The organism is Halomonas sp. 111 (assembly GCF_052379685.1).
In the GTDB taxonomy this organism is placed as follows: Bacteria; Pseudomonadota; Gammaproteobacteria; order Pseudomonadales; family Halomonadaceae; genus Vreelandella; species Vreelandella citrativorans.
Window position 1 is genome coordinate 91,757 of record NZ_JBQSYV010000010.1, and the last position, 19,492, is coordinate 111,248.

Sequence of the window (19,492 nt, forward strand, 5' to 3'; positions counted from 1 at the left end):
ATCAAAAAACATCAAGCTCCGCTTCCAACGCGTCGATGGTGACCGGGCGCCCAAACAGATAACCTTGATAGGCGTGGCAGCCATGGGCGAATAACCACGCCTGCTGCGCCTGCGTTTCGACTCCTTCGGCGATCACCTCCAGGTTCAGGCTTTTTGCCAGCGCAATGGTACTCTCGACAATCGCCGCATTCGCGCTACTGGTCAGCACCTGGCGCACAAAGCTCTGGTCTATTTTCAGTTGGTCCAAGGGTAGTTGGGCCAGGTAGGCAAGGGATGAATAACCGGTACCAAAATCATCCAGTGAGAGGCGAACGCCCAGCGCTTTTAGGAACAACATTTTATCGCGGGCCCTGTCGCGGTCATCCACAAACAGCGACTCTGTCACTTCAAGCTTTAAGCGGTCAAGCGGTGCTTGGGTACGTTCAAAGATAGCCGTGATACGCGGTATAAACTCAGCATCGTGAAACTGCAGAGGGCTGATATTTACCGACATCGTCAAGTGGCAGAACCGATCATGCTGTGCCCAGCTCGCCAACTGGTAGCAGGCCCTCTCCAGCACCCATGCACCTACTTCAATAATCAGGCCGGTACTCTCTAACAGCGGTATAAAGTCCCCGGGTGATACAAGACCCCGCTCGGGATGCTGCCAGCGCAAAAGTGCCTCGACCCCGGTCGTCTTTCCATTTACTTCCACTTGGGGCTGATAATAAAGCTGCCACTGGTTAAGCGCCTGTGCCTGCCGCAAGTCACGTTCCAGACGCGTTGAGGCTAACAGCGTTGCCTGCATATCGGGGTCAAAAAAGCACAGCGTATCACGGCCTCTCGCCTTGGCTTGAAATAGCGCCATATCCGCCTGCTGAAGATACTCATTTTGCTCGTTGGTCGAATAGTCCAAGAGGGTGATACCGATGCTGGCCGTCACGCTGACCGAGTGCTCAATGAGTGAACTGGTACGGCGTATGGCAACCATCAACTTATGGGCGATGAGCTCAGCCAACTGAGCCGCTTTAGCCGCATCGGTATCCAGCGACTGAATGAGTATCGCGAACTCATCACCGCCAAAACGTGCCAAGGTATCACTTTCCCGCAGCTGTTGATGAAGCAGACGCGCAACACCCTGAAGCAAACGGTCACCGATAGAGTGCCCAAACACATCGTTAACCTGTTTGAAATGATCGATATCGATCAGCAGAAGCGCACCATAAGAGCGATGTCGGCGCGCCTCTTTAAGCGCTGCGCCCAAGCGGTCCATAAAGAGGCGGCGATTCGCCAGCCCCGTCACCGAATCATAAAACGCCAGTTGGTGGATCTCCTGTTCAGCGGCTTTGCGCTCGCTAATATCGACAACGGTGGCCACGTAATGGGTTAGCTGCTGGTCAGCATTGCGAATTGAGCTAATAACGACCCACTCGGGAAAGATATCGCCGTTCTTGCGCTGGTTCCAAACTTCGCCTTCCCAACGGCCATGCTGTTTGACGCTGCGCCATAAACGGCGATAGAAACCAGGGTCGTGACGGTTCGAATTAAACATCTTTGCGTCACGGCCAATCACTTCGGCTTCGCTATAGCCGGTAATCTGAGTAAACATGGGATTGGCTTTCAGTATTTTCCCTTCGGCATCCGCGATGATGATGCCCAGGTGTGCCTGAAAAGCGGCAGCCGCGATATTAAGCTCCGCTTCACTCTGTTTGGCTTCGGTAATATCGCGCGCGACCAGCAACGTGCCTGAAAAGCGGCCATCAGGATGCACCAAGGGGCTTACTACGGCCTGAAAAAAGTGTTCTCCCCTGGGCACCCTCAACTGATATTCAAGCGTCACTGCTTGGCGATGCTGCCTTACCTGCTCAAAGACAGTATCAAAGCGCTTGGATAAACCAGCGGGCATTACCTCGTTATAATGTTTCCCTAACAGACTATCGTTGCCTTTCAGCAACATTCCTTCATCCAAGGCATGCGTATAGGTTATTTGATTGTTTTGGTCGAAAACGATGATCAAATCCTGGATAGAGTTAATAAGCGTTCTGAGCTGAGCTTCTCCTGTCTGGGCCTGGGTACGCGCCTGATCAAGCTCTTTAAGGCGATGTTGTAATAACTGAGCTAACCTTATCCGCTTAAGGTAATGACGCACTCCCCATGCACCCAACAACGTAATAGCGATAAAGATACCAATGGTAATCCCGGCGCGCTGACGCCACCCCGCTAACACCTCGTCCAAATTCATACCGACGACCACCCATATCGGGTAGTTTCCAACGCGCTGTATCCAAAAAATTCGCTCACGCTGATCCAAAGTGGACCACATCACGTCCGACCACGGGGTCTGGCCGCTGTTCAGGACGCGTTGTACGGTCGCACCTTCCACTTGCCCCCCGGTTTGCGTGTGCTCGTCACCAGGATTGCGGGCGATTAATGTAAGCGTGGCGTCTACCAGGGCGATGCTTTCACCCTGACGAATTTGCATTTGGTTAACCATGTCGGCAAATGCTTGTGATGCCACACGTGCTGATGCCATGCCCGCAAAGGCACCTGATGAATCTGTCAGACGTAACGCGTGTATCAGAGAGTAGGTTTGTTCCTCGCTGGACCAGTAAAGCGGCGTAACGATGTCCTCCATGGGATAGTCAGGGTCGCTCAAGACTTTATAAAAATCCTGGTGACTAAAATCCGCTCCCTGATAGTGGTTATCTCCACTACTGGCGATCATGATTCCCTGGCTATCCAACAGACCCACTCGTTGGACCGGGGGGGCATAGCGATGACGATCGCTTAACATTCGGGACATTTGCGTGGCGCTGACCACATCAGGCATGTTCTGAAGGTCAGCGACACTGACCAGCACGTGGTACGTTTGAGAGAAGATGCTTTCTACCCACTCACCAATCAGGCTGGCACGCGCATCGCTCTGCGCCTCAGCAGAGGCTATCTCCTGCTCACGCTGCTCCTTTAAAAACCAGCCGAACAGGCTGAACAGCAGCAGTAAAGCAGCAACGTATAACGCGTAGACATTGCGACATTGGCGGCGAAAGGCATCATCGGCATACTTTTCGCTCTCTTTGTTCTGGTCCTTTCTCATCAACATATCTACAACAGGCATAGCGCATCGACCTTGGCCAGAGAACAAAAGAGAACGCATAAATTGATGTGATGATGTACCACGTAAACGTCGTCAGCATTACCCTTTATCCTGCCAACCGTTAGATAGAATAACGGCAAACAATTTAATCATTCCATCCATTTAGAGTGCCTTAGTAACGCGATTTACCATATTACAAACATAAAATGCTCTTCATTGGCGCATGGAGGCAGCAGACAAAAACATTACACTTAATTCTCACTGCTATTCTCACGATTATCTGGCTTTATTATCGCTGTGCGCCAAGGGAAAACGGCATTTCCAGGCTTTGTACGAAAACTGCTTCAATCAACCAGCGGCAGGTTAATGTTGGCAGCGGTGGTGTAATGAATATGCGTAGCAACAGCCAATCTGCAATAATGTGCCATCGGTTACTTAACCTTTCGCTGTTTAGATCAAGGAGAGAATGACATGCGTCTGCTACTCGCCCTGCTACTGCCGTGGCTTCAGTTCTTTACCATCGGTCGCCCTTTTGCCGGGCTTATCTGCCTGGTACTCCAGCTTACTATCATTGGCTGGGTGCCCGCGGCGATCTGGTCTGTCTATGCGCTGAGCCAATATCAAACCGATAAAAAGATTCGTAACGCTTCCGGCAGATAGTCCTCCTGCCCAGCACCTTAACTATCCCGCCCAGTAAGGCGGGATAGTGCTTTATAACGCCCATATACGTGCTCCCCTTCTGACAACGCCAATCCTCGATAGTCCCACCAAAACGAAAAAGTGAAACGTCCTGTTCCATAACACGGTAACGACAGCACCTCATTTTTTTGCCAATATGAGAAATAGTCTCATATAAAACTTTTTCTCATAAAAGGAATACCCATGAAGCCCAAGGTTCTCGTCACAACACTGCTTGTCACAGCGGTTAGCTCTGTTGCTCATGCCCAGGAACGTATTGCCACCTTTGATTTAGGCAGCCTGGATACGCTGGATGCACTGGGTGTTAGTGACCAAATCGTGGGGATTCCCAAACAGATTCTGCCCGACTACCTGTCAACCTATAACGACGACGCGTATACCGACCTTGGCGGCTTACGCTCTCCTGACCTTGAAGCCGTCGCCGCAAGCGAGCCCAGCCTTATCCTTTACACCGGCCGTCAAGGCGAGTGGGAAGCGGAGTTCGAAGAGATCGCTCCGGTGCTCAATACCAGCCTACAGGGCGATGATTACCTAGTAGCCTTTGACGACAACGTGCGCCAGCTTGCCAGCCATGCTGGTGTTGAAGAGCGCGCTGAAGAAGCACTAAAAGAGCTGCATGCCGATATTGAAAATCACCGTCAAGCGCTGGATGAAGCGTTGCGCGTACTGGTGGTTACCTCCAATGACGGCAACCTGGGGCTGAACACTCATCCGGTCGTCCATGACGTACTGGGTATCAACACATTAGAAATGCCGGATAGTGTTACCAGCATAACGCGCGGTAGCCGCACCTTTACGCCGCTGACGATGGATGCCATTGGTGAGATCCAACCCGACGTATTGCTGGTGGTTGACCGCAGCGCCGCCATTGGTAACGACGCCGCTGATACCGATGCGTTAACGCAAGCGCTAGCAGACGCGGGCACACCGGATACACGCCTGGTCGTACTAACCCCGGCCCTTTGGTACTTATCAGGCGGCGGCCTGCAGAGCCTGAAACTGCAAGTTGATGAGGTAGTTGAAGCGCTATAAGCGTCTACCACTATGCATGACCAAGCCCCCGTGTCGCTAGACCGGGGGCTTTTCATTAGGTATCAATGCTTAAGGAGCGCACCAGTCACCCGGGCGGCGTATGTCCGTTGGCTTGGCGACCAACGTGCCCATTTATTGTGATGAGTCGCTTTTAACGTATAACGAAGTACTGCCCGCCGCAGACGCCTCCAATAGTGCCTGCCCCAAACGGCTTACCGAGCTGGTAAATGCCGACTGGGTCGATTAAGCAGCGCGCTCGACAAGGTTTTACTTGGCCTCTAGCTGCGCATTCACAATCGGCGTAAGATAGGTAGGCTGCTATGCAGCAATGTTCTCAGGGCGGGGTGAAAGTCCCCACCGGCGGTGATGGTACCTTTCCTAACGAAAGCGGCCTAAGCCCGCGAGCGCTCTCACTGGTCTGCCCGTGAGAGGTCAGCAGATTCGGTGAGAAACCGAAGCCGACGGTGATAGTCCGGATGAAAGAGAACGGCATCCATTCAACGGCGTTATTCCACGGAGAAAGCCCCCTGGAGGCGTACGTTATGCCTATGGCGGATGCCGAATGCCCTGATTCTGGTACCACTTATCCAAGAGAATGACCATGAATCAGACCTTTCCTTTAACACTCTCCTCACATACCACGTCCCAGCGCATTGCGTTTATCCAGGGCCATTGGCACAACGATATCGTCGGCCAGGCCTACCAGGCATTTATTGAGGAAGTGGAGCGCAACGGTTTATCTGCGGACCAGGTAGATACGTTTACCGTTTCAGGCGCCTATGAAATTCCGCTGCAAGCCAAGGTACTGGCCGAAAGCGGCCGCTATGGCGCGATTGTCGGTGCTGGCTTCGTGGTAGATGGCGGCATCTATCGCCACGACTTCGTCGCCCACGCGGTCATCGACGGCATGATGCGCGTCCAGCTCGACACCCAAGTGCCGGTCATTTCGGTGGTGCTCACGCCGCACCATTTCCATGAGCACAGCACCCATCACGACTTTTATTTCCAGCACTTCCTGGCCAAAGGTAAGGAAGCCGCCAGTGCGTGCCTGAACACCATGGAAAACCTGCACCGCGCACGCAAACTTAGCGACGCGTGAGCACTATCCTGGCCCGGCGAACGCCGGGCCAAGGGCCCCATCAGCGAACATGATTCTCTGCTTGATTCTCCTGCTCTACTCACGCCTCATTCACATCCAGCAGGTAGCTATAAAACGCCGTATTACGCTGCCAGCCAAGTGACTCATACAGGTGCTGCGCGCGCTTGTTCTCCACTTGGGTCATCAGTACCAGCCTTGCGACACCGTGATCCTGGGCCAAATCGGCGGCGGCGCTCATTAGCGCCCTACCTACGCCTTGGCGGCGATACTCAGGCAGCACGTAAAGATCGTTCAACGTCCATCGTGCATTCATGCCTACCGTCGATAAGCCGGGAAAAAGCTGCACAAAACCGCTGATTGTTCCCTGCGCCTCTTCACTCACCAGAATGAACGAGTCGCCCAACCCAAAGCGCTGATTTAAAAAGTAGCGGGCGCCCTTTAGGTCGCTTTGTTGCTGATAAAACTGGCGATAGTCATCCAGCAGCACGCTAAGCGCGTCCAAGTCATCAAGTACGGCAGCCCGAACATTATTCACAGTAGCGCTCCTTAAAAAGAGGTGGGAATAGGCAAGTCTCTCGTTATAGTGGCTCTTGGTGAAGAACCAGTTTATTAAATAGCGAGGGAACCAGTGAAGCAGCGAACGCCGTCGAGTGAATGGCTTATTGATGCCTTGGCGCTACAGATTGGCACCCAAGAAACAACCACGCTAGTACATCAGCTTTACAGCGCGTTGCGCCGTTGGATTCAACACGGCGAACTGGCCGCCGGGAGTCATTTGCCCTCTTCACGGCACCTGGCGCGCGGCTTGGGTATCAGCCGTAATACCGTATTAGCGGCAATGGACCGCCTGCTGGCCGAGGGGCTGGTGGTTTCTCGGCGGGGCGCGGGCATGTATGTGGCCAACTTGCCTACGCTACCGACTCATCCCAAGCCACCTTTGGAAACGGCGTTTAGCTACTCAACCCGCGGGCAGGCGCTGATTGATCGTTGCGGTACGCTAAGCCAACACTATCAAGCGTTTGCGCCGGGCGTGCCGGGGCTGGATCTGTTCCCCCACGCTCAGTGGCAACGCCTTTTAAGGCGCCACTATCGCCAGGCCGATACGGCATGGCTTTCCTATCAAACGCATGGCGGCTTGCCCGCGCTGAAAGAGGCACTGGGTGATTACCTGACGCTTTCCCGCGCAGTGCGCTGTCGCCCTGAGCAAATTGTGATCACGCAAGGTGCACAGCAAGCGTTCGAGCTGGTGGCCCAGCTGCTGACCGATAGCGGCGACTCAGTGTGGATGGAAGAACCCGGCTACGGCGGCGCGCAAACCTGCTTTTTGGCAGCGGGACTGAACATTATCCCTGTCCCGGTGGATGAAGAGGGACTAAATCCGTTGCTTTGTCCAGCTAATACGCCTTCGCCGCGGTTGATCTACGTGACGCCCTCCCACCAATACCCGAGCGGCGCTACCATGCCGGTTCCACGACGCTTGGCATTACTCGAACACGCCGCCAGGCACGGCGCTTGGGTTGTTGAGGATGACTACGACAGCGAGTTTCGCTACGACACGCCGCCCACGCCGTCGCTTCAAGGTTTATCGGAACAGGCATCCGTCATCTATATCGGCACGTTCAGCAAGGTGCTCTATCCAGGGCTTAGGCTGGGTTATATCGTGCTGCCCGAGGCGTTGGCCGATACGTTTCGGTTGGCTCACGCTCGCCTGCACCGCGAAGGCAACTATCCCATTCAGTCAGCGCTTGCTGAGTTCATTGCCAAAGGTGACTTTTCACGCCATATCGCCCGAATGCGCATGGGCTATCGTCAGCGCCAGGCTTGCCTGCGCCGTGCACTGGCCCCGGCTATTGACGCCGGTTTAAAGCTCTCCTCAGGCCATGCGGGGATGCATCTGGTCGCCGAGTTGGATACTTTAAATCAGGAAGCGCGCCTGGTTGAACTGGCCCAACAGGCACACATTACGCTCTCCCCTCTCTCCCGGTACTATCTGGGGCAACCACAGCGTGCAGGGCTTGTGTTGGGCTATGCAGGCGCGACGGAGGATGAGCTACTACGTGCGGGCCGCTGGCTCAGCCACGCATGGCTAAATCTGACATCGTTATAAATCCTGACATTTTTATAACTAAAACAGGGGAATCACTATGGCGAACGCATTTATCGCCCCCGATGGGCACGCCCGCTGCTACTGGTGCGGCGGTGCACCGGAGTTTCTGCCCTACCACGATAACGAGTGGGGCTTTCCCGTTGATAACGATCAGCGCCTGTTTGAAAAGCTCTGCCTGGAGAGCTTTCAGTCCGGCTTGAGCTGGCGGACGATTCTCAACAAGCGCGAGAACTTTCGTGCGGCCTTTCATCACTTCGATTTTCATCAGGTCGCGCGTTTTGATGAGCGTGATGTGCAGCGATTACTGCAAGACGCGGGCATTATCCGCCATCGTGGGAAAATTGAGGCAGCGATCAATAACGCGCAACGGGCACAGGAATTAGTCGTACAGGAAGGTTCGCTGGCGGCGTTCTTCTGGCGCTTCGAGCCAGCGCACAATGCGTTAAAAGCGCCGCAAACCCAGACCGTCTCGCCTGAATCCATCGCGCTCTCCAAAGCGCTGAAAAAACGCGGCTGGAAATTTATAGGCCCCACTACGGCCTTTGCGTTGATGCAGGCGATGGGGCTGCTCAATGACCATTCGCTGACCTGCGTAACACGTGAACGCGTAAAGCAGGCACGCTTACAGTTTCAGCGGCCCGTTTAGGGCTTCTACATACGTTAGGACGCAGACAATCGCCTGGCGGACGGCGTCAGAAACGGCCATGCTTAGAGCAGTTCAACGGCCTGCGTATTCTCGGTATGCCTTCTTGTAGTAGTGTATCGACTGACACGCTTATCTATACACCAAACAGCAGCAGAACATAACGTTCTCAACGGGGTTTAATGTGGCTCAACCGCTCTCTTCGCAAGCAGACTCTCACGCATCGCGATGCAAAGCATGGAGCGTACATGCTCTCACCGCTAGCGGCGTACTACTGGGCGTCATGGCGCTATTCGCTTTGATCGACGACAATCCGGTGGCTTGTCTGCTCTGGCTGGGGGCGGCGATGATGGTAGATGGCTTCGACGGCACGTTGGCGCGCAAGTATGAAGTGAAGACCATCCTGCCGCACTTCGATGGCTCAACACTGGATATGGTCATTGATTATCTTACCTGGGCGTTTATTCCCGCCCTGTTTATCTACTACTTTATCGATTTGCCGACCGGTTTTTCACTGCTGGCGGTGTTTATTATCCTGCTTTCGTCGATGTTCTGTTTCTGCAACACCAATATGAAAAGCCAGGATAACTATTTTGTTGGCTTTCCGGCCGCTTGGAATATCGCTGCGGCCTATTTCTACATTCTCGACTTCCCGCCTTGGCTTACCTTTGCCGCCATCATCGTCTTGGCCATTCTCACCGTTACTCGCATGAAGTTCCTGCACCCCTTCCGGGTGCGCAAATTTATGCCGCTTAATATCGCCGTTACGTTGTTGTGGTGCCTTTGTGCAACGCTTCTTATTCTCCCAAGCACTGAGCATGCTGTTTGGGCACTATGGGGATGGGGCGTCGCCTCGGTCTACTTTTTTGGCATGTGCTTATGGCGGACAGCCCAAGAGTGGTTCGTCTGAACCCGACATTGGTTAACAAAGAGGTAGAACGATGTCACTAACGCCAACTCAGGAGAAGAAATTCAGAGCCCTGGCGGCAGACATCGAAGGGATTGATGTCGAGGTCTACGAACGTTTTGAACGCGATCCATTGGAGCCGATCATCGGCCTTGGCAAGCCGAACCTGCGCATCGGCTTTTTTGGCCGCGACCCAGGCCGCGACGAGGTGCGTCACGGCGAGCCGTTTATCGGTGCTGGTGGCCAGTTGGTCAGAAAAGCGCTTTATGAGCAGCTTTACGGCGAGACGATGCCGGACTTTACAGCATCAAAAGCCGTGGGCGAGCACTTTTTCTGGATCAATACCGTGCCCTACAAGCCCGTAGGCAACAAGGCGTGGTCGATGAAGGTTAAACGTCACTTTCACGGTTTAATGAACGAAGTGCTGATATCGCGCTGGGAAGGACGAACGCTGATTACGCTGGGCCGAGAAGCGTTCCTGTGGTTCGGTATCGGCCGCTCAAAAGAGGAGCGTGCGCGCCTGGAAGCCTTCTGGAAGCAAGAGGACCGCTTTGAAAGTAGCATTGAGGTGACGCTAGAGGGTGATCATGGAAAAGAGCAAACCTTTACGCTCTACCCGCTGCCGCACCCCTCGCCGCTCAATCAAACCTGGTATGCGCGCTTTCCAGGGTTATTGAAACAGCGCCTGGAACAGCTGGACGTGCGCCAAGACAACCTCACCCTGTGACAGCGGCCTATTTAAAACAACATCTAAAGGGCACCGCTATGAAACCCAAGATCAGCCTGATTACCCTCGGCGTGCATGACCTAAAGCGCGCCATCCAGTTCTATCGGGACGGCCTGGGACTGCCAGAACACGAGACAGACAGCGACGAGGTGGCCTTTTTCAAGATGGAAGGCGCCTGGCTATCGCTGTTTCCCAGAACGTCATTGGCTAAGGATATCGGCATTGCCGACGACTCAAAAGGTGGTTTCAGCGGTATCACGCTGGCCCACAACGTCGCCAGCCAAGAGGCCGTTGACCAAGTGCTCAAACAAGCGGTTGCCGCAGGCGCCGAGCTAATCAAACCAGCAGAAGAAGTGTTCTGGGGCGGTTACTCCGGTTATTTTCGCGACCCGGAAGGCCACTACTGGGAAGTCGCCTACAACCCCTTTATGGACCTGACGTGAGTCACTAGCCCAGAGGTTCATCCCCGCGCCTGCGGGGAGTGGATAAAAGATAAATTCAACATTATTGTCCTTATCTTGAGTTTTCGCACGGGCAAACTCGTGTGCCATTTCAAAGCAATCGCGAGCGAATCGACGGGCGAGTTGGTTGAACAATTTTGCCGTGTTGGACCAGCAGTCGCTCCGAGGGCGGTGATGCTACAGCGGCTGCAGCATTGAGTGCGTCCACAATCACGAAACTCGCCTCGTCACCGATCGCGAATCCCGGTAGCGTACGACCAATCGCCCTTGCGGAGTCCACCGTGATCATGTCAAGAGCGACACCCAGTTGTTCGTCGGTATAAAGACCGGAGCGGTAGCCGATCAGCATCGCGCGTTCAAGCAAATCACCATTGCCGTAAGGCCACCACGCATCGCGAATATTGTCATTGCCCGCGAATACATGAACGCCTTCCGCGCGTAGTACGTCGATCGGTGGGAACGGATGATCTCCCGGCGCATTGGTTAGTATAGAAACGCCCGCTTCGGCGAGGATCGCCGACACACGACGTGCCTCATCACGGCTCACATCGCCAAGTGCGTAAGCATGGCTAATGGTAACGAGGCCCGACATACCGGCTGCTGTCGCTCGTGCGGCAATACGCTCAATCTGCTTGATACCGCCTGCGCCGTGCTCATGCAAGTGGATGTCGATTTTCGCACCGTGGCGCTCGGCCGTGCCAAACACCACATCAAGATGCGCATCCGCGTCACCGTCAAACTCGGTAGGATCAAGCCCGCCCACCACTGTCGCGCCTTCACGCATGGCGGCATCGAGCAGATCCGCTGTACCGGGACTAGACACAATGCCAGCCTGCGGAAAAGCAACGAGTTCTACGTCGACCCGGCCCTTCCACATCTCGCAGGCAGCAACGACGGCATTCAGATTATCGAGTCCGAGCACTGGGTCGATATCAACGTGACTGCGCATTGCTACCGTGCCAAAAGAGTGAGCCTGCGCGAGCAGTGCCTCAGCGCGTTCAACAACCGGCAATGCGCTGGATAGAAGGCGCTTTTCAACGTCAAGCCGCTCACGAAGGGAGCCAACCGGACGATGAGGAAACCAACCGTCGCCAACAAAGCTCTTATCGAGATGAATATGGCCCTCCACAAAAACGGGAAGGACAGTCAGTCCATCAAGATCGATTTTTTTGGCGTCGGTTGAGACAGTATCGATAGGAACGAAGCACCCATCGCGCGTGGCGAGATCACTTTTGTTGCCATCAGGGGTCAAAGCGTTGGCGTAAATGCATTCATTCATATCAGTGTGTTTCCAATTCTGGTTTTGGAGTCATACGACTAAGCTCTGCTCAGGAGGAACTGCTCGTGCCTCCGATAGAATCAGGACAGTGCTATTTTCCTCGAAGAGGTAAATCAACGATCCAATCGATAAAATGCCAAGTGGCTAGGCATTTTTCGCCGAACACCCAGCCCAATTACGATAAAGGTCAGACTGCTCCGCGTCGTCAGGAGGCAGATGCTGGATAGAGGCCCATTGTTGATCACCAAGCGGCTGCGACAGCTCGGCTGATCACTTTGCCATCCGTGACCAGCACGGCACCGAATGGACGCCCTCCATTGGCAACATTCTTGTGGGCAAGATTGATCGCCTCGTCCAGATACGCCTTGTCATTCATTTCGCACCCGCCTGTTCTAGCAAACTAGCGATGTCAGCATATCCGCGTTGTCGCGCATGTTGCAGCGGCGTGATCCCTTCCCTATCAGCCAGGTTCACGTCCGCGTTGGCGTCGACCAGCAGCCCCACAATCTCTCCGTATCGCGGTCCGCCATCGCCGAGGATGATAGCCTCCAGCAACGCCGTCCAGCCGAGGTTGTTGACATGATCAATATCCGTGCCGGCCTCTATTAGGGTTCGAACAGTCTCCACATGCCCCCGTTCCGCCGCAGGAATCAGCGCCGTACCGCCATAGCGGTTGACACTCGCCAAATCAGCGCCATGGGATAGCGTCATCTGCAGTATTTCCAGATGTCCGCGCGCGCCCGCATAGAGGTAGGGGCTATCTTCGATGTCGTCTTTAGCATTCACATCAGCCCCGGCGCTAATAAGTAGACGAGCGGTCTCAACTCGGTTCGCATGGGTTGCAGCGAGTAATGCTGTCCGCCCACGACTATCCCGCGCGTCGAGCGGTATATCGCTGGCGATCATTTCTCGAACACCAGCGATATCATCGTTTTCAGCAGCGGAGATCAGCAAAGGATTAGCCTGAGCGACAGGGACTCCGCCAAAAGCAACGGAATCGATCATGGTTATACATCCTACGAGGAGAGTGAAGGCGAAAGTGGCCTGTAAGCGGCTGCGCATAAAAGTCCCTTCTTGCTGATAAAAATCATAGACAAAAATATAGTGGACAAAAAAGCCATTTGGAAATTAAATATCTGAATGAAAACCAGTGATAAATCGAATAAGCCGTTCAACTCCGACCTGTTGCGCAGTTTCGTGGCGGTAGTCGACACGCGCAGCTTTACAGCCGCAGCACGGCAATTGAACTCAACTCAATCAACGGTCAGCCAGAAGATAATGAGGCTGGAAGAGGTGGCAGGCGGGCTTTTGATTGATCGCGGACGCAATAGCATCACACCCACCGAAGCGGGCGAGCGACTACTGGGTTATGCACGTCGTATCCTGGCACTGAATGCGGAAGCTGCCGCCGTCGTGTCTGGAGTAGCGCGTCAAATTACCCTTCGGCTCGGTCTGCCCGAGGATTTCGCTTCGGGCCGGGTGACACAAGTACTTGCGGCGCTTGTCCGGCAGCATCCGAACTTGAAGCTGGAAGTTACCAGTGGCCTGAGCCGCAATCTATACGGTGCCTATAACCGAGGGGAACTGGATCTAGTTCTGGTCAAACAGCATCGCGGCGAGGCCCGCGGAGTAATGCATTGGCCCGAGCCGCTGTCCTGGTATCAAAGCAAAAATCATGCGCTGGCCGATTGCGACCCGCTGCCGCTTGTTGCCTTTCCTTCGGATGGATTGTATCGCGCCCAAATGATTACTGCCCTCGATAACGTCAGGCGCGGATGGCATCTTGTTTACACGAGTTCCAGCCTCGCCGGCCTGCTGAGCGCGGTCAATGCCGGTCTCGGGATTAGTCTTCTTCCAAGGCGCGTGGTCAATTCTGGCATGCAAGAAGTTCCGACCTTGCCTGCTGTTGACGCCATGGAAATCGCAATCCACCAAGCGGACCAGGACAGTCCTTTCGTATCCGAGATCATTCAGATACTTGCGGATGAGGTTGAGCGATAGGCCTCTTAGGGATGGTGGTGCCATCGGACGTCGAAAATATAGAAGACTCATTCATCTGAACTGACCCCAAAAACCTGGACAGTAAAACACTAAGCGGATAAGGCCTGAGTTCGGTACTGCACCGGGCTCAGGCCTCTTAGTTTGGACTTGATGCGCTCGTGGTTATAGTAATGGATGTAGTGTCGGATGCCCGCCTGTAATTGCTCAATCGTGTCAAAGCGGTTCAGGTAAAAATATTCTGACTTCAGCGTTCCAAAGAAGCTCTCCATCGCGGCATTATCTAGACAATTCCCCTTGCGTGACATGCTCTGGGTCACGCCCTGCTCGCCCAGCTGTCGCGGGGCCTCGCGGCTGTACCCGCTCGCGCAGGTAGTCACGGATGCGCTTGGCCTCAACATGACCCAACTTCTTCAACTGCTTGTGGGCGGCCCCGTCAGCTCAATTTTCCAGCCCAAGATCACGCTCCACGTCATCCAGGGAGTGCGTGGTTTCCTCGCCACGACGCAGACGCTCCAGGGTCTGCTCGGCGAGGTAAACGTCCTCGAGGTCATCGAGGTCATCGAGGTGCTTGAGAATAGCTTCACAGGCGTAATAGGTCTTGGTGCGGCCGGAGGCCTTGGCCAAGGCCTCCGGCCTCTAGGCGCGCTTCGATGTCGCTGGGCAGTCGTATTGCCAACATGATGGTCTCTCCTGGAGATTTGATATACACGTATAGCATACGCCGCGATCAGCGTTTCAATCAGCATCAAAACCCATCATTTTCAGTGATTTCCGTCTTATCTTGAGTTTGGTTCATCCCCACGCCAGTGAGGAACGTATCTCCATGAGCCATTAGGACGTTCAGGACTTGAGTTCATCCCCGCGCCTGCGGGGAACGGTGGCCGGCTTTTGAGAATGTTGCGGATCCGGTGCGGTTCATCCCCGCGCCTGCGGGGAACGGGAAATCGCCGAAGCGCTGGGCAACAACCCCAACGGTTCATCCCCGCGCCTGCGGGGAACGGGTGGCCACGGCGATTGCTGCTAATGGCTTTACCGGTTCATCCCCGCGCCTGCGGGGAACGGAAGCCTTACGACAACAAGCACCCAGCGACCAACGGTTCATCCCCGCGCCTGCGGGGAACGGGTTTCCATATCAACAGCGTGATCCCAGCCAAACGGTTCATCCCCGCGCCTGCGGGGAACGGACGCTGGTCCCCGCGGCTGTCGATATTTACGACGGTTCATCCCCGCGCCTGCGGGGAACGGGCAATTACCGCGCTTCGCCCACTGCTTAAACTCGGTTCATCCCCGCGCCTGCGGGGAACGGTAATTGAGGCCTTTATTAGGGCAGTGGGCCGGCGGTTCATCCCCGCGCCTGCGGGGAACGGTTGGCAACGCTATCCGCATCGGTGAGACCAATCGGTTCATCCCCGCGCCTGCGGGGAACGGGCATCACCAGCCCGGCGCTCACCGAGGCCGAACGGTTCATCCCCGCGCCTGCGGGGAACGGGTACTGCTCGCGACGCTGAAAGCATCCGGCGCCGGTTCATCCCCGCGCCTGCGGGGAACGGCGTTACATTGCTCTCCGACAGCAGTCCCGCGACGGTTCATCCCCGCGCCTGCGGGGAACGGATTCGCGCGTTTTTCTGTGATTTTTTCGAGTCCGGTTCATCCCCGCGCCTGCGGGGAACGGTGATAAACGTTCCCGCGAAAAAATAGAAAAGTCGGTTCATCCCCGCGCCTGCGGGGAACGGCGTGGTTTCTAATGTCAACTTTACTCAAGGGGCGGTTCATCCCCGCGCCTGCGGGGAACGGTTTAGCTCTGAAACTTAACTAGAAGATAGATTCGGTTCATCCCCGCGCCTGCGGGGAACGGTTGAGACAGACGTTGCAGAGGCATGGCAAGGCCGGTTCATCCCCGCGCCTGCGGGGAACGGGACGCGCAAACCAAGAGTGGCCACCTCAGTCACGGTTCATCCCCGCGCCTGCGGGGAACGGGGGTTACAGTTGTTTTCGATAGCCTCGCGAAACGGTTCATCCCCGCGCCTGCGGGGAACGGGTGGGGGTAGTGGTACCCATCGCAGTAACACGTCGGTTCATCCCCGCGCCTGCGGGGAACGGACGCCCAAGAGCGTCGCCATGTTGTGGCGATACGGTTCATCCCCGCGCCTGCGGGGAACGGTGTTTCTAATTGATCTCATGCTTGCAATGATGCGGTTCATCCCCGCGCCTGCGGGGAACGGGCTTTTTGGCATCACCTATAAAATCGCCTCGACGGTTCATCCCCGCGCCTGCGGGGAACGGACAAGCTCACGAATAACGAATTGAAGGCGCTACGGTTCATCCCCGCGCCTGCGGGGAACGGATCATTAGCTCTTCTTGCAATAACCCCCATTGCGGTTCATCCCCGCGCCTGCGGGGAACGGACACCTAGTGTTTCATTTCTAATACCTATTGACGGTTCATCCCCGCGCCTGCGGGGAACGGCCGAGACGCCGACCTACCTTTTGATGAGGCCGCGGTTCATCCCCGCGCCTGCGGGGAACGGATTTCGTTTGACCCTTCGCGGCGTGCTACTGGCGGTTCATCCCCGCGCCTGCGGGGAACGGCTTTTTCAAAGACGGCGCGGACGGCTATGACGCGGTTCATCCCCGCGCCTGCGGGGAACGGTCTAATTGTAGTCAATTGTTTTCAAAAAGAAAAATCGCCAGCAGAAAATCTACCGGCGATTTTGATCATTTTTTGAACAGCTCCATATTATTAAAGAGCATTAAAAACAGTCACTTATCCTTAGGCGGTAAAAAACGCACCAAGCGTAATCCGTCATGGTCGATGGGCACGCGACGGTTATCGCCGAAGGTCTGAAACTCGAAGCCGGATTCGTGATGGCTGGCCCAAGCCATGGCGACGTTGCCGCCCTCCTCGGCCAATACCTCGATCTGCTCCCAGATCATTTCGCGGATACGCTTACTGACGTCTCCCACATAGACACCGGCGCGAATCTCCAGCAGCCAAACGGCGAGCCGCCCACGTAGGCGGGGTGGCACAGCTTCGGTGACGACGACGAGCATGGCCATGTTAATGACTCCTGTGGCCGCTATCGCCTATTGATGCCGGCTCGGGGATGGCCGGCGGCACGGCATCGGCCGGGGGTGGTGGCGGTTCGATCTCGCCTGCCGCCAGCACCTCTTCGATCATGGGGATGATGCGCTGGAGCAGCCGGGTCTGCTTGAAGGCGTCACGGCAGGCAATGCGCACTTCCCGCTCCGGCATCGGCGGGTTCTTGGCGGCGATACGAAACGCCGCCGGAACCACGGTTTCGAATTTGACGATATCAGCGATGTCGTAAACGAAACTCAACGGTTTGCCGGTGTGTAGAAAACCGATGGCCGGGGCGTAGCCTGCGGCCAGAATTGCCGCTTCGGTAATCCCGTAGAGGCAGGCGGTGGCCGCCGACAGGCACTGGTTGGCCACGTCCGAGGCGTCCCACTGCTTCGGATCGTAGCGCCGCCCCTGCCATTTCAGGCCGTACTGCTTGGCAAGCATCTGGTAGGTCTTGCGTACTCGCGCGCCTTCAATGCCACGTAGCTGTTCGACACTACGCCGCGAAGGCGGCTCTTCGCCAAAGCGCAGCTCGAACATCTTGCGTACCACCTTGAGCCGCAGGCTTTCATCTAGCGCCAGCTGGGCCTGGTAAAGCAGCTTGTCAGAGCGGGCGCCACCTGGCTGCCCAGCGCTGTAGAGCCGCACGCCCGCATCGCCCACCCAGATCAATAGTGTACCCACCACCGAAGCCAACTTGACCGCCGCGTGGGAAACCCGGGTGCCAGGTTCCAACAGCAGGCAGGCCACCGAGCCCACGGGAATATGCATGCGCTCGCCGTTGACCTCGTCGATGACAACGAACGCGCCGTCGCGCACGTCGATCTGGCCCATGCCGACGAAGATCATCGACATACGGTCCTTGAGAGGGATGGGTTTGAGGGGAATGAAGCTCATGAGTCACTCCGGTACGCGACGTAGCAGCAGCATTCCGCAGCCAAATGCCCTAGCGCGGCCGATGCCTTGCTGCAGAGCGTGACCGAGACGCTCGGGATCGACCACCTCCAACAGGCCTTCGTAATCCACGCTAGAGTAGCGGATAGGTTGCCCGCCCTCTTTCTTGCTCAGCGCGTGCTGGCGATAAGCACCTACTTCTGGCTTGACCGGCAGCGTGAAACCGAAGCTTTCAGCACGGCTTTTGAGCCACTGGCGCGCCGCAGCGTCCATCGCCTCGACGCAGGCCTGGCTCGTGCGCTCCCCTTTGGGGAAGGGGTAGCGCGCATCCATCAACACATCGGCGCGGCGAGAGCGACGGCCCTCGCCCACCGGTTTTGCGATGGTAGGGTTAGCACGCAGACGAAAGGCCAGTCGTTCACCTGCAACGAGCTGAGGCGAGAACGCCTTGCACTGCACCTCAAACCCATCCATGGTTTCCGGAGCTTGGGTCGAATAGACATAAAAGCGCGGCAGCCCGGCACTCTTGCCGTTGGCGTCTTCTTCCATTTCCTGACGAAAGATGAACGGCCGCTCGCCTTTGGGCACGCCGGGAAACAGCCGCCAGAGCAATTGGTGGGCGGTATAGGCGCCGCCTTCCAATACGTCGAACAGCTCGGCGCGCGAGAGGCTATTGAGATCCAGCCTGACACTTGAAAGATACATTAGCGCTCTCCTTCCACTTTCTCGGTGCGCCGGTTTTCCAGGCGGGGGCCGAATTGCCAGCGACGGCGGTGTAGCGGCTCGTCCCATACCTCGCTAGATTCGTTGGCTGTATCGCTGCCATCGAGTGCATCGGCATCGCCTTCCCAGGCGTAAAGCACTTGCTCGGGCAGGCACAATAGTTGCTGATCCTTCTTCTCGTTACCGACCATCGCAAGCCAGGTGCGCGCCGGGTCCAATGCGCTTTCAAAGCGGTGATCCAGCGCCTGGCGCCAATGGCTGGCCTCAACCACTGTGGGTAATAAAGGTGCGGCCAGAGGGCACGCCTTGCGGCCGAGATAGAGCGGAAAACGGGGTTTTTCTAGCGCCGCCTTGAGCTCATCGAGCGACCAGAGGGCGTTAGCGGTGAGACGCACCGCCACGCTCCACAGTCCATCGCAGCGGTAGTCTCTTGAGGAGAGAATGGTATTGAGCGCTTCTTTAGGCACCGCCAACTCCTCGCGGCGGGTGCGGTGGGTTACCTTTGATTGCGAAGAAGGCATCTGCACGGTGTGATAATCGCGCATTAAAAGCCCCGGCGAGCGCTGCTTGACCGCTACCTGAAGGCCTTCGCGCAGGCGGCGCTGACCGTCATCGTCGTCGCGTTTGATACCCAGCGCCGCCCCGATCAGCCCCAGAATGGCGCTACGGCTTGGGTAGGTGGCCGTCGGCCGCGTCTCGCCAACGGCGGCCTCGCCCCAGCTCGCCATGGGCGCATAGAGGCGAAAAACCAGATGGTATGGCATAT

The 19,492-nt window shown here is 56.0% G+C and carries 20 protein-coding genes, 1 pseudogene, 1 CRISPR repeat array and 1 riboswitch; of the genes and pseudogenes, 10 read left to right on the forward strand and 11 right to left on the reverse strand.

The window, feature by feature from the left end:
- Position 1: 1 nt before the first annotated feature.
- Complete coding sequence (locus ACT3T7_RS09465) at positions 2-3,094, reverse strand: bifunctional diguanylate cyclase/phosphodiesterase (RefSeq protein WP_444630868.1); 3,093 nt, start codon at positions 3,092-3,094, stop codon at positions 2-4.
- A gap of 450 nt (positions 3,095-3,544) precedes the next feature.
- Between ACT3T7_RS09465 and ACT3T7_RS09470 the strand changes: the two genes are divergently transcribed.
- The 4 genes from ACT3T7_RS09470 to ACT3T7_RS09485 all read left to right on the forward strand — a co-directional run bounded on the left by ACT3T7_RS09470 (position 3,545) and on the right by ACT3T7_RS09485 (position 5,903).
- Positions 3,545-3,733, forward strand: a complete 189-nt coding sequence (locus tag ACT3T7_RS09470) for a YqaE/Pmp3 family membrane protein (RefSeq protein ID WP_172117904.1) — start codon at positions 3,545-3,547, stop codon at positions 3,731-3,733.
- Between the two features lie 222 nt (positions 3,734-3,955).
- Entirely contained in the window at positions 3,956-4,804 is an 849-nt protein-coding gene (locus ACT3T7_RS09475; RefSeq protein WP_444630869.1) for an ABC transporter substrate-binding protein, read from the forward strand.
- 100 nt (positions 4,805-4,904) lie between these two features.
- Positions 4,905-5,051 (forward strand): hypothetical protein, encoded by a 147-nt coding sequence (locus ACT3T7_RS09480; RefSeq protein ID WP_444630870.1) that lies wholly within the window; start codon positions 4,905-4,907, stop codon positions 5,049-5,051.
- A gap of 79 nt (positions 5,052-5,130) precedes the next feature.
- Positions 5,131-5,296: riboswitch (FMN riboswitch) on the forward strand.
- A gap of 109 nt (positions 5,297-5,405) precedes the next feature.
- Positions 5,406-5,903, forward strand: a complete 498-nt coding sequence (locus tag ACT3T7_RS09485; RefSeq protein WP_087110995.1) for a 6,7-dimethyl-8-ribityllumazine synthase — start codon at positions 5,406-5,408, stop codon at positions 5,901-5,903.
- Positions 5,904-5,982: 79 nt separating this feature from the next.
- Here the strand turns inward: ACT3T7_RS09485 and ACT3T7_RS09490 are convergent, their stop codons facing one another.
- Entirely contained in the window at positions 5,983-6,438 is a 456-nt protein-coding gene (locus ACT3T7_RS09490; RefSeq protein ID WP_444630871.1) for a GNAT family N-acetyltransferase, read from the reverse strand.
- Between the two features lie 93 nt (positions 6,439-6,531).
- Between ACT3T7_RS09490 and pdxR the strand changes: the two genes are divergently transcribed.
- From pdxR to ACT3T7_RS09515, 5 genes are all read left to right on the forward strand, one after another.
- The gene (gene pdxR, locus ACT3T7_RS09495; protein WP_444630872.1) at positions 6,532-8,010 is read left to right on the forward strand and encodes a MocR-like pyridoxine biosynthesis transcription factor PdxR; all 1,479 of its coding nucleotides are present in this window, start codon (positions 6,532-6,534) and stop codon (positions 8,008-8,010) included.
- A 37-nt stretch (positions 8,011-8,047) separates the two neighbouring features.
- Positions 8,048-8,656 (forward strand): DNA-3-methyladenine glycosylase I, encoded by a 609-nt coding sequence (locus tag ACT3T7_RS09500; RefSeq protein WP_444630873.1) that lies wholly within the window; start codon positions 8,048-8,050, stop codon positions 8,654-8,656.
- 181 nt (positions 8,657-8,837) lie between these two features.
- Positions 8,838-9,563 (forward strand): phosphatidylcholine synthase, encoded by a 726-nt coding sequence (gene pcsA, locus ACT3T7_RS09505; RefSeq protein ID WP_287076878.1) that lies wholly within the window; start codon positions 8,838-8,840, stop codon positions 9,561-9,563.
- A gap of 31 nt (positions 9,564-9,594) precedes the next feature.
- Entirely contained in the window at positions 9,595-10,287 is a 693-nt protein-coding gene (locus ACT3T7_RS09510; RefSeq protein WP_444630874.1) for a uracil-DNA glycosylase family protein, read from the forward strand.
- Positions 10,288-10,325: 38 nt separating this feature from the next.
- Positions 10,326-10,730, forward strand: coding sequence for a VOC family protein (locus tag ACT3T7_RS09515; protein WP_444630875.1), 405 nt, complete (start codon positions 10,326-10,328; stop codon positions 10,728-10,730).
- A gap of 109 nt (positions 10,731-10,839) precedes the next feature.
- Here the strand turns inward: ACT3T7_RS09515 and ACT3T7_RS09520 are convergent, their stop codons facing one another.
- The 3 genes from ACT3T7_RS09520 to ACT3T7_RS09530 all read right to left on the reverse strand — a co-directional run bounded on the left by ACT3T7_RS09520 (position 10,840) and on the right by ACT3T7_RS09530 (position 13,032).
- Positions 10,840-12,027 (reverse strand): amidohydrolase family protein, encoded by a 1,188-nt coding sequence (locus tag ACT3T7_RS09520; protein WP_444630876.1) that lies wholly within the window; start codon positions 12,025-12,027, stop codon positions 10,840-10,842.
- Between the two features lie 241 nt (positions 12,028-12,268).
- The gene (locus tag ACT3T7_RS09525; protein WP_264298659.1) at positions 12,269-12,403 is read right to left on the reverse strand and encodes a hypothetical protein; all 135 of its coding nucleotides are present in this window, start codon (positions 12,401-12,403) and stop codon (positions 12,269-12,271) included.
- A complete protein-coding gene (locus ACT3T7_RS09530) occupies positions 12,400-13,032 on the reverse strand; it encodes an ankyrin repeat domain-containing protein (protein ID WP_172117895.1) in 633 nt (210 codons plus the stop codon). The genes ACT3T7_RS09525 and ACT3T7_RS09530 overlap by 4 nt, the downstream gene beginning before the upstream one ends.
- A 135-nt stretch (positions 13,033-13,167) precedes the next feature.
- Here ACT3T7_RS09530 and ACT3T7_RS09535 point away from each other — a divergent pair, with 135 nt between their 5' ends.
- A complete protein-coding gene (locus ACT3T7_RS09535; RefSeq protein WP_444630877.1) occupies positions 13,168-14,028 on the forward strand; it encodes a LysR family transcriptional regulator in 861 nt (286 codons plus the stop codon).
- An 89-nt stretch (positions 14,029-14,117) separates the two neighbouring features.
- Here the strand turns inward: ACT3T7_RS09535 and ACT3T7_RS09540 are convergent.
- From ACT3T7_RS09540 to cas5e, 6 genes and pseudogenes are all read right to left on the reverse strand, one after another.
- Positions 14,118-14,351 (reverse strand): annotated as a pseudogene (locus ACT3T7_RS09540) (transposase); the annotation flags it as partial.
- A gap of 115 nt (positions 14,352-14,466) precedes the next feature.
- Positions 14,467-14,652: a type II toxin-antitoxin system RelB family antitoxin gene (relB, locus tag ACT3T7_RS09545; RefSeq protein ID WP_444630878.1), complete on the reverse strand. Its 186-nt coding sequence runs from the start codon at positions 14,650-14,652 to the stop codon at positions 14,467-14,469.
- Between the two features lie 225 nt (positions 14,653-14,877).
- A CRISPR array of direct repeats spans positions 14,878-16,677; the repeat unit is 29 nt; unit sequence CGGTTCATCCCCGCGCCTGCGGGGAACGG.
- 110 nt (positions 16,678-16,787) lie between these two features.
- Positions 16,788-17,084, reverse strand: a complete 297-nt coding sequence (cas2e, locus tag ACT3T7_RS09550) for a type I-E CRISPR-associated endoribonuclease Cas2e (RefSeq protein ID WP_444630879.1) — start codon at positions 17,082-17,084, stop codon at positions 16,788-16,790.
- A 1-nt stretch (position 17,085) separates the two neighbouring features.
- Positions 17,086-18,006: a type I-E CRISPR-associated endonuclease Cas1e gene (cas1e, locus tag ACT3T7_RS09555; RefSeq protein WP_444630880.1), complete on the reverse strand. Its 921-nt coding sequence runs from the start codon at positions 18,004-18,006 to the stop codon at positions 17,086-17,088.
- Between the two features lie 3 nt (positions 18,007-18,009).
- The gene (cas6e, locus tag ACT3T7_RS09560) at positions 18,010-18,708 is read right to left on the reverse strand and encodes a type I-E CRISPR-associated protein Cas6/Cse3/CasE (RefSeq protein WP_444630881.1); all 699 of its coding nucleotides are present in this window, start codon (positions 18,706-18,708) and stop codon (positions 18,010-18,012) included.
- Complete coding sequence (cas5e, locus tag ACT3T7_RS09565; RefSeq protein WP_444630882.1) at positions 18,708-19,490, reverse strand: type I-E CRISPR-associated protein Cas5/CasD; 783 nt, start codon at positions 19,488-19,490, stop codon at positions 18,708-18,710. The genes cas6e and cas5e overlap by 1 nt, the downstream gene beginning before the upstream one ends.
- Positions 19,491-19,492 lie beyond the last annotated feature (2 nt).

Coding starts and splice junctions, on each gene's coding strand:
- ACT3T7_RS09465 (WP_444630868.1), bottom strand. CDS start 3,094: ATGCCTGTTGTAGATATGTTGATGAGAAAGGACCAGAACAAAGAGAGC.
- ACT3T7_RS09470 (WP_172117904.1), top strand. CDS start 3,545: ATGCGTCTGCTACTCGCCCTGCTACTGCCGTGGCTTCAGTTCTTTACC.
- ACT3T7_RS09475 (WP_444630869.1), top strand. CDS start 3,956: ATGAAGCCCAAGGTTCTCGTCACAACACTGCTTGTCACAGCGGTTAGC.
- ACT3T7_RS09480 (WP_444630870.1), top strand. CDS start 4,905: ATGTCCGTTGGCTTGGCGACCAACGTGCCCATTTATTGTGATGAGTCG.
- ACT3T7_RS09485 (WP_087110995.1), top strand. CDS start 5,406: ATGAATCAGACCTTTCCTTTAACACTCTCCTCACATACCACGTCCCAG.
- ACT3T7_RS09500 (WP_444630873.1), top strand. CDS start 8,048: ATGGCGAACGCATTTATCGCCCCCGATGGGCACGCCCGCTGCTACTGG.
- ACT3T7_RS09510 (WP_444630874.1), top strand. CDS start 9,595: ATGTCACTAACGCCAACTCAGGAGAAGAAATTCAGAGCCCTGGCGGCA.
- ACT3T7_RS09515 (WP_444630875.1), top strand. CDS start 10,326: ATGAAACCCAAGATCAGCCTGATTACCCTCGGCGTGCATGACCTAAAG.
- ACT3T7_RS09520 (WP_444630876.1), bottom strand. CDS start 12,027: ATGAATGAATGCATTTACGCCAACGCTTTGACCCCTGATGGCAACAAA.
- ACT3T7_RS09525 (WP_264298659.1), bottom strand. CDS start 12,403: ATGAATGACAAGGCGTATCTGGACGAGGCGATCAATCTTGCCCACAAG.
- ACT3T7_RS09530 (WP_172117895.1), bottom strand. CDS start 13,032: ATGATCGATTCCGTTGCTTTTGGCGGAGTCCCTGTCGCTCAGGCTAAT.
- ACT3T7_RS09535 (WP_444630877.1), top strand. CDS start 13,168: ATGAAAACCAGTGATAAATCGAATAAGCCGTTCAACTCCGACCTGTTG.
- cas2e (WP_444630879.1), bottom strand. CDS start 17,084: ATGGCCATGCTCGTCGTCGTCACCGAAGCTGTGCCACCCCGCCTACGT.
- cas1e (WP_444630880.1), bottom strand. CDS start 18,006: ATGAGCTTCATTCCCCTCAAACCCATCCCTCTCAAGGACCGTATGTCG.
- cas6e (WP_444630881.1), bottom strand. CDS start 18,708: ATGTATCTTTCAAGTGTCAGGCTGGATCTCAATAGCCTCTCGCGCGCC.
- cas5e (WP_444630882.1), bottom strand. CDS start 19,490: ATGCCATACCATCTGGTTTTTCGCCTCTATGCGCCCATGGCGAGCTGG.